General features: G+C 41.3%; 16 protein-coding genes. 7 read left to right on the top strand and 9 right to left on the bottom strand.

The window, feature by feature from the left end; all coding sequences use genetic code 11:
- The first annotated feature begins 68 nt into the window (after positions 1-68).
- Positions 69-320 (top strand): hypothetical protein, encoded by a 252-nt coding sequence (locus tag R7D93_RS21975; protein ID WP_053409912.1) that lies wholly within the window; start codon positions 69-71, stop codon positions 318-320.
- Positions 321-357: 37 nt separating this feature from the next.
- Here the strand turns inward: R7D93_RS21975 and R7D93_RS21970 are convergent, their stop codons facing one another.
- From R7D93_RS21970 to R7D93_RS21945, 6 genes are all read right to left on the bottom strand, one after another.
- Positions 358-795, bottom strand: a complete 438-nt coding sequence (locus R7D93_RS21970; protein ID WP_139374574.1) for a hypothetical protein — start codon at positions 793-795, stop codon at positions 358-360.
- 118 nt (positions 796-913) lie between these two features.
- A complete protein-coding gene (locus tag R7D93_RS21965) occupies positions 914-2077 on the bottom strand; it encodes a hypothetical protein (protein WP_053409914.1) in 1164 nt (387 codons plus the stop codon).
- Between the two features lie 12 nt (positions 2078-2089).
- Positions 2090-2368 (bottom strand): hypothetical protein, encoded by a 279-nt coding sequence (locus tag R7D93_RS21960; protein WP_053409915.1) that lies wholly within the window; start codon positions 2366-2368, stop codon positions 2090-2092.
- A 48-nt stretch (positions 2369-2416) separates the two neighbouring features.
- Positions 2417-3496, bottom strand: coding sequence for a RecT family recombinase (locus R7D93_RS21955; protein ID WP_053409916.1), 1080 nt, complete (start codon positions 3494-3496; stop codon positions 2417-2419).
- A gap of 66 nt (positions 3497-3562) precedes the next feature.
- Entirely contained in the window at positions 3563-4423 is an 861-nt protein-coding gene (locus R7D93_RS21950; RefSeq protein ID WP_053409917.1) for a recombinase RecT, read from the bottom strand.
- A 63-nt stretch (positions 4424-4486) separates the two neighbouring features.
- The gene (locus tag R7D93_RS21945) at positions 4487-5188 is read right to left on the bottom strand and encodes a hypothetical protein (RefSeq protein WP_053409918.1); all 702 of its coding nucleotides are present in this window, start codon (positions 5186-5188) and stop codon (positions 4487-4489) included.
- Positions 5189-5464: 276 nt separating this feature from the next.
- Here R7D93_RS21945 and R7D93_RS21940 point away from each other — a divergent pair, with 276 nt between their 5' ends.
- The 4 genes from R7D93_RS21940 (at position 5465) to R7D93_RS21930 (ending at position 7682) form a co-directional block, all read left to right on the top strand.
- Complete coding sequence (locus tag R7D93_RS21940) at positions 5465-6241, top strand: hypothetical protein (protein ID WP_276404782.1); 777 nt, start codon at positions 5465-5467, stop codon at positions 6239-6241.
- A 2-nt stretch (positions 6242-6243) separates the two neighbouring features.
- Positions 6244-6789: a metal-dependent hydrolase gene (locus R7D93_RS26355; protein ID WP_053409920.1), complete on the top strand. Its 546-nt coding sequence runs from the start codon at positions 6244-6246 to the stop codon at positions 6787-6789.
- 20 nt (positions 6790-6809) lie between these two features.
- Positions 6810-7304 (top strand): hypothetical protein, encoded by a 495-nt coding sequence (locus tag R7D93_RS21935; RefSeq protein WP_053409921.1) that lies wholly within the window; start codon positions 6810-6812, stop codon positions 7302-7304.
- Between the two features lie 102 nt (positions 7305-7406).
- Positions 7407-7682, top strand: a complete 276-nt coding sequence (locus R7D93_RS21930) for an HU family DNA-binding protein (RefSeq protein WP_053409922.1) — start codon at positions 7407-7409, stop codon at positions 7680-7682.
- Positions 7683-7745: 63 nt separating this feature from the next.
- Here R7D93_RS21930 and R7D93_RS21925 read toward each other — a convergent pair whose 3' ends face one another.
- A complete protein-coding gene (locus tag R7D93_RS21925) occupies positions 7746-8282 on the bottom strand; it encodes an adenylyltransferase/cytidyltransferase family protein (protein ID WP_053409923.1) in 537 nt (178 codons plus the stop codon).
- Positions 8283-8552: 270 nt separating this feature from the next.
- Here R7D93_RS21925 and R7D93_RS26350 point away from each other — a divergent pair, with 270 nt between their 5' ends.
- Together R7D93_RS26350 and R7D93_RS21910 are read left to right on the top strand one after the other, a co-directional pair.
- Complete coding sequence (locus R7D93_RS26350; protein WP_053409924.1) at positions 8553-9938, top strand: DUF4145 domain-containing protein; 1386 nt, start codon at positions 8553-8555, stop codon at positions 9936-9938.
- A 44-nt stretch (positions 9939-9982) separates the two neighbouring features.
- Entirely contained in the window at positions 9983-10600 is a 618-nt protein-coding gene (locus tag R7D93_RS21910) for a hypothetical protein (protein WP_225478143.1), read from the top strand.
- A 50-nt stretch (positions 10601-10650) separates the two neighbouring features.
- Here the strand turns inward: R7D93_RS21910 and R7D93_RS21905 are convergent, their stop codons facing one another.
- A complete protein-coding gene (locus R7D93_RS21905; RefSeq protein ID WP_053409926.1) occupies positions 10651-11727 on the bottom strand; it encodes a hypothetical protein in 1077 nt (358 codons plus the stop codon).
- A 49-nt stretch (positions 11728-11776) separates the two neighbouring features.
- Complete coding sequence (locus R7D93_RS21900) at positions 11777-12499, bottom strand: cysteine rich repeat-containing protein (RefSeq protein WP_225478144.1); 723 nt, start codon at positions 12497-12499, stop codon at positions 11777-11779.
- Positions 12500-12655 lie beyond the last annotated feature (156 nt).

The following is a 12655-nucleotide window of genomic DNA, read 5'->3' as shown; positions in this document are numbered from 1 at the left end:
CATGCAAGACCTTGGTTGTTTAAAAATCTAGTGTTATAGTGAAAGGCAGGTATTGGTAGGAGAGCAGAATGATTGTCATCCTAAGTGTTGTAGTAGTAACCTTGATTATCATTACCCTTTGTATTCGTTATAGAAATATCCGTTTCCTTTCTAACTTTGGTAACGGTTGCTTTATCGGTTCGATAGCAGCATTTTTTTTCGAATGGACAAACAATAATAATCAAGAGGTTCTGGTATACCTCGCCCTTATCTTTGTGGCAGGGATTATATCAAAATTGGTCGCTTTATACCTTGGGCGACGCGAAATGAAAAAAGGCTAGAGAGCAAATGCAATCTAGCCTTTTTCTGATCAGTAACTTAGTAAAATTCTTTCGTCTCACCATCAGTGTCATTAAGCATATCTAGCATTTGTTTAACGACTATATCCGCCTTATAGTAGTCTTGCTTCGGCATCGATAAAGTATGGATGTTGAGACTACTAAGCAAATCGAGCGCTTCAAGCGTCTTTGATTCAGACTCGTTATACCAGTCTCGGCCACCAGCAGTCACAAAGAATGCCAATTGTGGTTTCAATGTTCTTGGGTCCAGAAGCAGTATATCAATTGCCACATCAGGCACATCTTGCTCAATCTTGCTAACTATTGTCTTTAAGCTCGTACCGAACTGGACTAGGTAACAATCACCAAGTTGCTCATTCACATCCAAGTACAGCCGCATTTCGGACTCTGTTTCACCGATCGTTCTAGTGAGATACTTTGCATCCGATTTAGATTTTTTTGGCTTATTCTTTCCCATACTTCTTTTTACTATGTGGTATATCGATATTAAAGCGACCGCCACGAGAAGTAGGACAGCTGGGTAGTTTGATACTATATTCATATTTAAACGCTCAATTTAGAACGTGTAGTTTATATCAGTCTTTACATTGTTCCAATTTATCTAAGAACCCAATCTCTTCGCTTGAATACAATTCACGCACAGTAATGCTTTTTGGGTGAAGATTGAATCCAAGTTTTCGAGCTAAGACTGGATCTAATAACGCGGGTTCATCACCTTCAAGTTTTGAGATAATCTCAATGTTTTTGATTTCTCCTGTCGCCGCAGAACTAAATTTTACCCTTACATTATCTAGTTCTTCGACGTCGAGCTCTAGCGAGTTGTTCGCTTTACCCAACTCAATAGGAATACCATCGACATAAGCGCAGAGTGTTACTGTGTTCGTGACCTTGCAAACTGTCATGACCTGGAGCGTAGTTTCGTTTTTCAAATCCATCTTGTGCTTCACTCTTGTTATCTGATTAGAATCTCGTACATGGCCTTTATGTACTAAGACAATTTCATTTCCAGTCACTTCACATGACTTAAATGCGAAGTGCTTTTCCTCTTCGGTTACAAGAGGGTTTACAACATAGGTGTAGGGGATTTCTCGGTCAAAAATCTTGTTTAAGTATCCGATTCGATCCGTAAGATTATCTTTGGTTCTGTCGCAACCGTCATAGTAAATGTCTTTGATATACACTGAGCCATCAACTGCCAGTTCAACATCTACAACAAGTTTACGCCCCTCTAAATACTGATTGATTTTGCACAGGACAGCCATGTTTCGCTGATTCACACAGATAGGAATACCTGCAGGGCTCATTACCGAAATTGCATACTGAGCGTCAGCGTCAAAACTGACCAGTGCTTCGACACCATACGCAGGAACCACTTGGATCGCGTAGTCAGCGTTATTAAAGCGTTCTTTTAACTCAACTTCATTACATGCATCTATATCAGTTGTCAGTGGGAAGTTTGATTCATCCACGTTGTTTTCAAATTTGAATGGCATGGTTGAATCAATAACGATTGAGCCTTCCTTGATATAGGCATTCACAACAGTCTTAAACACCTCAAAGATGATGTCTGATGGAATTGGCTTTGGAGTCGCTGGGTGAAAACTCTTCTTAAGCTGTCCACCGGCAATCACTTCCGTCAATTCAATAATGTGACCTTGGCTTCCTCGCTTAGTCTCAAGTTCTAATGTTTGGCCATCTTTAGTAATCAGTGCAACAGTTAATGCTTTGTTGACTCCCATTCTTACCTCAGCTTATTGAATGCCTGGCGCGCAGGCCATGATGTTCAAATGCCGTGGTGCACTAACAGCTAGGGCATTACTGGTGTGTTTGAATGAACAGTTAATCTTAACGCCATCGAGCATGTCGATAGCAGCATCATGTCCTACTACTGTCTCAACTGCTTGTGAAGCTACTGCAACCAGTTTGTTTAACGCTTTTTGAGCGTCGGCAGCTGTCGTGGCACCTGATGTTTTCAAAAATAGGGCGATAGCTTTTTCAGCAAGAATTTCTGTTTGAGAGTTTGAATGCATAGTTGATATATCTCATTTTGTTTGCCCCGGCGAACCGGGGCTGGTTAATTAGTATTGTGGTTGGTAGTAAGGCATCTCTTCGTGATAAGGCAAGTGTTCATCGTGCCCATTTACTACCGGTTGCGTGTCATATTCAGGAACGGTATCTGTATTGGCATCGACACCTTTCAAGTAATCCTGCATTGCACTTAAACGCATTGCGATTGGACCTGTGCTATTGATTGGCCAATCTTTAAAGCCTTGGCGAATGATGCTTTTTGAAACCATCTGCTCGAACCAATCGTTCCATATTGCACCAAATGACAAATTGCGCACTTTATTGATTAGATCCATGCTGACTGGTGTACAGATAAAACTTCCGTCCGGGCGTCGAGCTAGACAATAGCCACCAACTAATTCACCACGAGCTTTACTATCAAAAGGGTTGTACTCGTGAATAGGCTTTGTGAATCGGTCTACCCATTTAAAGTCATCATTTTTATAAACCAGTTCGGCAACAGCACTATCAATCGCGCCGCTGTCTATACCAAGACGGCGAAGACCTTTGTATGAAGGCTCTAAGTGGCACTCAACGCGCTTAAGGTTCTTATTCCAACGTGGGACCAAGTAAGCAAGACCAAGCTGCGGGTTGAGCGTCAGGCCACTATTGGCAACCAGAACAAGGGATTTCTTAATTGACTCGTGAGTAGCATACGCAAGGCTAAAATCTTTATTATTTGAATTATTGAAGTTAGCTTCGATCAGTTGCTTCGCATAAATCGCTTCTTCATAAAACCGGATGTCTAGTCCCGAGCTTTTTGCAATTTTCTCAAACGAATCCTTAGCGCCATCTAATACCGAGCCAATTTCATTGAAGTTTGCTGCAGGCAATGTATTTCTCGACTGTTGCTTGCGTTGATTATTCTGTGCTTGCCATTGAGCTGGTGGCTGATTCGGATGTTGTTCTTGTGGGTGACTTTGAGCACGTTGCGCCGGCTGCTGTGGTCGTGTTTGAACAGAACGTGATTGGCCACTTCTTTGGGGTGCACGTTGCTGCTCCATCGGTGGGCGCATGTCATTATTGCGACCGTGGTGTTGACCCTGATCCATTGCAGTGTAGCCAGAATGCTGTTGAGCTGTTCGTTGCATTATTAAGTCCTCAATTTATCGCTTTAATACATAATCGTTTAAAGTACTAATCCCGCAACTAGGCAATTACGTAAAATACAGTCCTTGTGTAGTTGCTGTTTCTTCTGGCTCAATAGATGGTGTGGCCACGGTTTCAGTTTGTGGAGTACGTTTGAAATATGCTTCTGCTCGAGTGCGGTGGTTTGCTTTAGCTTCCACTTGGCGTGACGAATTGACGATTGCGCGTCGCTCGGTTCGTTCATAAAGATCTAAATCATCTTCTGATAAGTACTTCGCAGCCTTTGATAGACGACCGTGCTGGGCGCTTGCCAATGAATGTAGCGCTCGTTTTAATGTCTGTTTTTTGCGAAATTCATCTGCAAACACTCCGAACCACGCTTCATTGCCACTAAGCAAAGCAACTTGGTTAAGCTCGTCAGCTTTCATGAGTGTCGTGAGATAATCACCACTTGGGGTACATACACAGCAAAGGGCGCCAACAACTGGGCCGCGGTCACCAAATAAATTTGGAATATCAACTTGAGGTTTACTTGTTAAGTCGTTACTCAGTCTCACAGTGTCTTTTTCATGGATAACCCATGTCGTTACGTGAGTTAGAGCTTTAGCTTCCGCGCATAGATGAAGTAGGCCTTTGTAGGTGACATGCAATTTTGCAATTGCTTGCCCGGATGCACTCATTTCACCTACAACCATCGCATGGTCAAGTGATGGGGATAAAGACAACCCTAGAGCACCCGCGTTAAATAAAGCGTGCGCTACACTTTCAGGGCTTGTTTTAGACAAAGGAACTCGACTGTGGGAGTTTGCAATCAATCGTAAAGCTATACGGGATTCAACACCGAAGTCTAAATGATCGTAACCATTTTCTTGCACGATATTGCTGTAGTCATGTTTTATTTGATTAATGGCGAACTGGTATTTTTTCATGCTGGATTCCTCTCTTTCCCCAAATTAAACCCTATGTTTTAGATCGCGCTAGTCTGCAGAGCCTTATGCTTGAGTGGAAAACTCTCTGTTATGGTTAAACAAGGCTATGTCTATATCTTTTGTTGCTTGCTGCAACTCTGACATGAGAGAGTGGGGAGGGGCGATTAGGTTCTTTAATGCCCGTTTAAACACATGACGTTTTGCAAATTCAGGGGATAGAGATTTGAGATCGCCAGAACTTAAACGAGAAAGCTCTTTAAGTTCTCTAATAGTAATGGTGGTAACCAGACTATCTCCGTTAGGTACTTCAATAATGCAGATAGCACCTTTTATCATCTCATTCTTTACGGGTGCTTTTACCGGACAGTTGGTACCGAAAACATCACCACTCCAGCCAATACCATCATCACCTGTTACAACATCAAGATACGCCAATTTGTACTCAGTTATACGTGACATCGTAACTTCAATGCCAGCCAATGGCACATCAAGGTAATATTCGAGTGAATTGTTAGATGTAGTTATTGCTGACAATGTTGCTAAGCCTTTATCTGGGGATAACGTAAGTCCTAATTTGGCTGCGTGACTTATTGCCTGGATTAGACTTTCCAATGTACCGCCTGTCATCGCATGGCTACGTTCGAGATCAGGGATTAAATTGTGTAAATATTTGATCTCAAGGTCAGTGTTTAAAGTAGCGTTGTTTAAAAATAGCTCGTACACACCACGTATATCACTCATTAAGTTTTGGTAATGACTTTTCATATCTCAATCCAGTTTTAAAATATACCTATTTAAAATATTTATAAGTTCAAAACGCGCAACAATGAAAGCGTGATATTTACGCTATATTAGCTTATTCAAGATTGTTACAATGCTTACATTCCGTTGAGCATATACACCCGATTTAGGCTACTAAATTGGAAGGATTGATGGTCTTTCAAGCTATTAGAAAAAATTAAAAAAAGTTGGTTTTTGGGGACTTGCGGGATCTGTGACCTGCGCGATGATAGTCGAGTAAACCAACTGAAAGGAAAAATTATGCAATTAGTAAAATCTAACGTTATGGCATTTTCTCTACTCGCTACACTTGTTATGGCTGGCTGTTCAACTACGCCTGCCGAACAGTATCAGGAAAAGCTTCAACAAGAGAAAGAAGTGAAGTACAGCAAAGAAGAGCAGAAATTTAACTCTGTCCCTAGCTGGTTCCTAAATGCACCGCAGAACGATGATCAAGGCATTTATGCTGTAGGTACAGCCACCAGCAATAATCTCCAGTTCACAATGAATCACGCTAAGCTCAATGCAGAATTCACGCTCGCAAAAACTTTGAGTCAGGAAGTGTCAGGCCGTGAACGTGCCTTTATGCGTGCAGGTTCTAACGGTAACGTGGAGTCAGATGCAGAATCAGTAGTGACGAAGTTTGTGGACTCTGCAGACATTGTTGGTGTCACAACGGTAAAAAACGAGGTAGTGCTTATCGATGGTAAGTACACCGTCTACACACTCTTGCATTTGTCATACGAGAACCAAGCAAAGATCCTTTCTCGTAAAGCAGGTGACACTACACAGGCAACCGCAGCAAAAGCATATGAAGAAGTTGAAGCCGAGGTTCGCCGCCGCACAGAAGAGCGTCGACAGTTAGAGATTGATAAAGCTGCCGCCGCTGCAAAAGCTAAGGCCGAAGTTGAAGCCGAAGTACAAGCTAAAGCCGATGCAGCTGCAGCTAAGCAGGCATCTGCAGAAAAAGAATCTCGTGCTAATGAATTGACGTCATCAGCTTCTTCTTTAATTCAAACCGTTGAAAGCAAGATTTAACCGTGCTTGGCAGAAATCATGTGATCAGTGCTGGTGCGGCTTGGCTGTTAGCTGAACCGTACCTTTTGAATTACCAACCGCAACCGCTTGAATCAGCAGCTATGTTCTTGGCGGTATTGTTCGGCTCGCTGATTCCAGACATCGATCATCCTGAGAGTTTGCTAGGCCGGCGAGTGAAATTTATATCAGTACCATTAAGTTGGCTACAAGGGGACCGGGCTTTGCTTCCTTGGAATGAGGATTCGCATAGTCGGGGTATCACACATTCAATTTGGGCACTTGCCGCTTGCTTTTACTTTCTAAATGGCCACATAGGTATAGCAGCTGCAGTATGCTTTGGATTCGTCGCACACTTAATAGGAGATGCATTAACACCAGCAGGAGTTCGTCTATTCTGGCCATTAACTATAAAAATTAGAAGCCCCATATGTTTTAGGACAGGAGGGTTCATTGAGTACTTATTTACGACAGCTTTAGCTACGGCTGCAATTGCCGTTTGGCTTGGTTATGACGTTTTGAACATATTACAAGGTTTAATAACAACCTGATTTTGAGAAGGTGATAATGCATGATTAATGAAAGCATTACGGGGGTTATCAGCATTAAGGGGATCATTCCTCAATTTGCCCTTAAGGAATTTGATGCTGATAGTGTTTTAGAAGAAGCTTCACCCGAGGACATGATTAGCCTGATTTCAAGCGTAGCATCTGAATTTGGCGAAAGTGGCCTACATTATTCTTTTATGCCAGAATGTCGAGACTTGCATATAAGAGTCATTGATCTTGGTGTAGAGATTCAAGTGTCTAATTTGAGTCAGCATATTGAATGGGACTTAGAGTGTAAGTCTGATTTTATTCTTCTCCGTTCAGTGATGCCTAGTACTGTCTCATTTGATAGTGACACTGTTATGGCCATGAATGAAGCTCACCCAAACATTAAGCTGTATTTAAAGAATGAAAGGCTGGTAATTGAAGAAGCATATTATCTTTCATATGGTGTTAACGTGCTTAACTTAATGGACCGATTAAGTGCACTATTGAACACATTAAGTACGATTGAATAATTGATAAACGCTAGATTTATTGTATTCGTTGACATGATTCAAAATTTAGCGTTTAAATAGGCTCCACTGATTTATATGATTTCATAACAAGGAACTAAAACAATGAACAAGACGCAACTAGTAGAAGCTATCTCAGAAAAAGCTGACATCTCTAAAGCAGCAGCAACCCGCGCACTTGACGCAATGCTAGAAGGTATTACGGAGTCTTTAGCAGCTAAAGAGCCAGTGCAGTTTGTCGGTTTTGGTACATTCAAAGTAAATGAGCGTGCCGCTCGTACAGGTCGTAATCCAAAAACTGGTGAGGCTATTGAGATCAAAGCCGCCACTATTCCAGCATTTACCGCTGGGAAAGCATTGAAAGATGCAGTAAACAAATAAGCGTTCCGCAAATAAAAAAAGCTCGGTATTCCGAGCTTTTTTTATGTCTAAAATTCTGTATTTCTATAAGGTGTCGGCCAAATCTTCATAGAGATTTTTTGCGTGAATAAGCTGGTGGACAGAAGGGGTAATATCATCGCTTATGTCGATGTCGCGGAATTTTTTCTCCCGGACGATTGAGCTACTGATGTTTGTCAGTTCGGGGTTCACCAACAAAGATATTCGACCCACTAGGTGTGATGTATCACTCGATGTTGAAAACTTAGCAATGTGTTCTGGCTTTACGACTAGAGTCACATCTGCAGATGGGTTCTCAGACTCTATGTATTCAATTAACTGGCTAGTTTTGACGTAAGTGCCATCAGGGTGAATAAAATGCTCTACAGCGTACACAGAGGCGTTTTGAGTAGGAACGTCCTTAAGGAAGGCTTGAAGCATATCAATGCGTGTTTCGTATGGAGTTAAGTGCTCCCCTCGGGCATAGGACTGAATAGGTACTAGAAAAACACGGTCATATAGATTCAAACTCTCAATCAACTTTAAATGGCCGACAGTAGGGGGGTTAAATGCACCTGGTACAACGGCGATTTTCTCTTTCATAGCTTTCTCTTACGGCTGCATTACTTAAACGTTGGAAACGCTCAATATTGAATGTGAAGTATTATAATATTTTTTCAGCGTAAGTCATGTGCGATGTAAGCATTCTTTATCTTTTGGTTAGTTGAAAGCAATGATGACTAATCATAAACCAAGTCATTACTAATGAACGTTCATACCTACTAACTTCATAAACTGGCTCTTAAGATCTTGTGTGATTTGGAGTTGAGATTAAAGTAATAAAATAATGCTTTAGTAAGGAATCGAACATCAATGAACAATAAGACTGTCATAACCGATTTGGAGTTGAGTTATCTAGTATCATCAGAAGTCGGTGAACTTTATGGCAAGGCGATTGAGTTTGCTAAAAATATGCCTGACTACTCGTTGATTCAGTATCGCCACATCGTAGATTCTACGCTTACTCAATTGGCCGACAAACATGATGTTTTGTTCGACCGAACTGACTTGATTACGCGAATTGAGACACTATTTGAATCACAAATCATCAGTAAGACAACCAAAGATAGTTTTCACAAGGTAAGGATTCTGGGAAACAAAGGGGCACATATCGAGCGTGATCTACCAAATGACGGAAATGCTGTTCGTGATTCCTCTGAACAGAAAGAAAAAATGGTTCAGTTGGTTGAGCAAGGCCGTAAGCAGCTAATTTCTCTTTTTGAAGATTTGGTCATCTTAGAAGATAGCAGCATCCGTATAGGTGATGTTGAAATGATAGAGCTCTCTATCCAAGAATTTCAACAGGTCGTTGCCCAAGGAATCCTGTCTTCTGATTTTGAAGCAAAGATGAAAGCAGCTCTATTGGTCGATAACGCGGCCAATGAGCAAAGTTTACGTGGCAGCTTAGTAGTTTCAGCAAATGATAAAGCCCACTCAGAGTCAATGAGATCGGTCGCTATGAGTCTTTATGATGCCTGCTGCACTTTAAGCGCTGACATTTCGATGGAAAAAGAACTCTTAGGTCAATTCGATGACAACTCACAAGAATTGTATATTCAAAGGCATGCCGACCTAGAGGCGCTGTTTAACTATGCACTGACTGCTGAATTGGTTACTGATGCGAATATCGAAAAGAAAGTAGGAAGGCTAAAAGCTGCAGCTGAACGCGGGTTTGAACCAGCACAGCTCTTTTACGCAGAAGAACTATATTTCAACCAGCACAAGTATGATGAAGCTTTAAAGTACTTTGAAATGAGCATCGATGGTGTAGAGCCTGGCGTATATCTTTCCCTTTTCCAATTCTATAACGATAAAGCAAATCCGTATTTCGATCAGAAAGTTGCATACGACTATTTAAATAGGGCTGTTGATGAAGGAGCCCAAAGTGCTAAATCTACGTTGGCAATGGAATATATAAGCGGAGAATATTTACCTAAAAATGAAAAACTGGCGCATGAACTGATTGAGGAAGCAGCTCAAGAGGGGTGCCGAAGGGGCATGATGATGCATGGAATGTTTGAGCTTCATAAGTTTGCGAAACAATACATCGATCTCGAACCTGAAAAAAAACTCAACCCACATGTTAAACAAGAAAAGCTCGGGCCAAATGAACCTTGTCATTGTGGGTCTGGTAAAAAATACAAGAAGTGTTGCAAGGGCAAGCCACCTCAATTGCTACCGCATGATTTATTCTATTAAGAGTGAATGCCGGTTTAATAATTAATGATGATTACTGACAGAAAATGAAAAACAAACCCACTAAAATAACAATTACCTTAGTTCTAACTGTTTTACTTTCAGCTTATGGTTTCTTGGGAGATACAGCCTCGATTGCTGGCTTTTCTTCAAGTGACGAACCAATTGTTGTAAATAATACGCATATAACCCAGCAACAGTTGCCAGATGTAGAGTTGAGGAGTACAAGTTTTCATAGTACAACAATGGAAGTTAGAAAGTTAGTCATATTTGACACTATGGCTGCACATTCGGAGTTTAAAGCGGTTATTTCAAATAACAGTAACATAGAGTTGACAAATTGCGCCCTTAACTATGAATACACCTTAGAGGGGGCTCCAGAGGGACAATTTTTCTATGCTACCAAAGCTATCCTTTCATCCGCTTATTATAAATTGAGTGATGACGATCGCTACAATTTCAAAATTGGCCACGTAAGGCCTCTTAGCTTGCCTGTAGAAGCTCATAGGTTTAGCTTAGAAAGCAACACCGATAAAGAGATGTCGTTTACCACAGAGCCCTTCATGAGCCTTCCAGAAGCAATCCGGTTCTATGTCTCTTGTGACCAAAAAATATCTGAGAATGTTGTAATCAATAAAAAGAACATGATTTACAGGCAAGGTTAATTTTAATCCCCTTAATGAAACAGCCTCCCGCGTGGGAGGCTGTTTTGTTATTAGCTCAAATTGACTCTTGGCATCCAATCCGGGATAACTGATTTTTCAAAGAATGGTAGTAAATCTTCGATTTGTAGCATTTCTTTATCTTTGAGTACTTCTGATAACTCAACCAATAGCAGCTTGTTGGCTTCCATAAATGCTACCAGCTTAGTTAAGTATTCTTCTTTTAAGACATTTATTGACTGGCAATTCACATCAACTTCAAGCTGTGATTCTGGCTCATTGTAGTAGGGTAGTTCAGAGTAACCCGCTTTAAGGTAATGTCGTGCTAGATTCTGATAACTGTCTATGTCACTACGACCGCCATCTGCGTGTTCGCCAAATACTGCCAGTTCTGCTGCTAGTCCACCAAGCTTAAGTAGCATTTCAAAATCCAATTCAGTACCAGTATTTAGAAAGTGGCCAGAGCGAGGGCATGTTACTTGGCCAAGAGTAGCGTCTGATCGATTTTTATCGTTGAGTACGACCTTGAAAGAATCAGGGATACCTTCTGCTGCAGAGTAAATTAATGCGTGGCCAGCCTCATGAATTGCTGCCGTGTTAATGTCCCGTTCGGTTGGCGAGATTGAAGGTTGAGCTTTCATTAACCGAGCTTCACCCATGCGACTTTCACGGAACTCAGTATGGATTAGGCGAATAGGCATCACATAGTTTATTGCAAATGCGATCACAACACCTGCGAGAACCATCAACGACAGTCCCTGGTTAGCCAGTATTTTATCGATGATTGTAGTCGCATCATTCTCTATGACATTAACTAACAAGAACGTCGCAAAGAACTGGATAATCAAGCTGTGCTTTGAAAGTTTGGCGCCCAAAAGCATAGATATGATTGGGCGCATAATAAAGTTGAAACTCATTAAGCACACTACCGTAAGGTAAAGTGGTGCAGTTAACTCAGTAAGATCTTTGGCATCAAACCAGCAGTTAAATAGGTATGTAGAGAAAGCAATCCCCATACAGAGCGTAAGAAAAGCGTTTGCAACTTCACTAATGCTTTCAGTTGGAGCTGGTATCGATTTTAATAATTTGGACAATTTGCCAAGTAACTCATGATGACGCTTTTGTTTCATTGGTACTCCGGGTTCTATTCACAGGTATTTGCACAGAAAAAGTGGATAACTATTTGAGTGATTGAAATGGTTGTTTATCACTATCGCGGGTAATGATTTGTCCAGCGTTAAAGCTCAGGTTGCCGATGGTAACTGGTTGGTGAAGGACGCCTCTTTTAATCTGGCCGTTAGGAAATAATGTAATTTCCTGGTTAGGTGCGAAAACTAGTTGACCGTACTGCACTGGGGTTTTGCTTGGTACATAGGAGCGAATAGATCCACCTTCGTACCAACTAAGCTGACCAACAATAGGGATGTTCATGTACCGAGTAGGGCGCGATAGGTTTACTCCTAAGCTTTTGTCTACCGGGTCAACGTAATAGGTGCTGCCGGCAGGTATGAGGATGTCATGTCGCCATTCATCAGCTAAGGAAGGCTGGGCTCTGTTGTTATCAGATAGGACTTTAGAGCATTGCTTTGATGCCCGGTCTTTATGCTTGATCAAGCATTTCAGTAAGTGCTGTGTATCTCCACTACTTGAAGTACAGAAACTACTGATCTCATTTTGGCAGTACCTCTGAACCTGATGTAATTGGAACTCACCTTTAACGGATGCGATGTCCCTTACTTGGCCAAGTATCTGGTTCATCCGTTCTTGACTCATTGTGCTTTTAGATTGCTGAGGTTGAGCATCTTGTGCAGCTTTAGTTTGACGTTGAACTTGAGCAAGAATTTCCTGTTGCCAATCTTCCGTTTGTTCAGATGAAAAACCAAAACTGTTTGTAGATAGCAAACTAAGAGAAGTACCAAGCAATAGAAATGAGTACCGAATAGGTCTTCGATTTACAGAATTGTTGAATATCAAATTTACACCATACTACGCATTCAAAAAGTGTAGTTATTATTGCATGCTTGATACTTAATCAAAAAGAATTGTAGTGTAAATATT

Source organism: Vibrio sp. YT-15, from assembly GCF_033337445.1.
GTDB classification, from domain to species: domain Bacteria; phylum Pseudomonadota; class Gammaproteobacteria; order Enterobacterales; family Vibrionaceae; genus Vibrio; species Vibrio alginolyticus.
The sequence above is the reverse complement of the archived record's forward strand: the minus strand, read 5'-3'. Positions and strand labels throughout refer to the sequence as shown.

What these genes read in the sequence shown, in the direction of transcription:
- R7D93_RS21975 (WP_053409912.1), top strand. Translation starts at nt 69, where the DNA reads ATGATTGTCATCCTAAGTGTTGTAGTAGTAACCTTGATTATCATTACC.
- R7D93_RS21960 (WP_053409915.1), bottom strand. Translation starts at nt 2,368, where the DNA reads ATGCATTCAAACTCTCAAACAGAAATTCTTGCTGAAAAAGCTATCGCC.
- R7D93_RS21930 (WP_053409922.1), top strand. Translation starts at nt 7,407, where the DNA reads ATGAACAAGACGCAACTAGTAGAAGCTATCTCAGAAAAAGCTGACATC.
- R7D93_RS21955 (WP_053409916.1), bottom strand. Translation starts at nt 3,496, where the DNA reads ATGCAACGAACAGCTCAACAGCATTCTGGCTACACTGCAATGGATCAG.
- R7D93_RS21910 (WP_225478143.1), top strand. Translation starts at nt 9,983, where the DNA reads ATGAAAAACAAACCCACTAAAATAACAATTACCTTAGTTCTAACTGTT.
- R7D93_RS21945 (WP_053409918.1), bottom strand. Translation starts at nt 5,188, where the DNA reads ATGAAAAGTCATTACCAAAACTTAATGAGTGATATACGTGGTGTGTAC.
- R7D93_RS21905 (WP_053409926.1), bottom strand. Translation starts at nt 11,727, where the DNA reads ATGAAACAAAAGCGTCATCATGAGTTACTTGGCAAATTGTCCAAATTA.
- R7D93_RS21970 (WP_139374574.1), bottom strand. Translation starts at nt 795, where the DNA reads ATGGGAAAGAATAAGCCAAAAAAATCTAAATCGGATGCAAAGTATCTC.
- R7D93_RS26350 (WP_053409924.1), top strand. Translation starts at nt 8,553, where the DNA reads ATGAACAATAAGACTGTCATAACCGATTTGGAGTTGAGTTATCTAGTA.
- R7D93_RS21950 (WP_053409917.1), bottom strand. Translation starts at nt 4,423, where the DNA reads ATGAAAAAATACCAGTTCGCCATTAATCAAATAAAACATGACTACAGC.
- R7D93_RS21965 (WP_053409914.1), bottom strand. Translation starts at nt 2,077, where the DNA reads ATGGGAGTCAACAAAGCATTAACTGTTGCACTGATTACTAAAGATGGC.
- R7D93_RS21935 (WP_053409921.1), top strand. Translation starts at nt 6,810, where the DNA reads ATGATTAATGAAAGCATTACGGGGGTTATCAGCATTAAGGGGATCATT.
- R7D93_RS21925 (WP_053409923.1), bottom strand. Translation starts at nt 8,282, where the DNA reads ATGAAAGAGAAAATCGCCGTTGTACCAGGTGCATTTAACCCCCCTACT.
- R7D93_RS21940 (WP_276404782.1), top strand. Translation starts at nt 5,465, where the DNA reads ATGCAATTAGTAAAATCTAACGTTATGGCATTTTCTCTACTCGCTACA.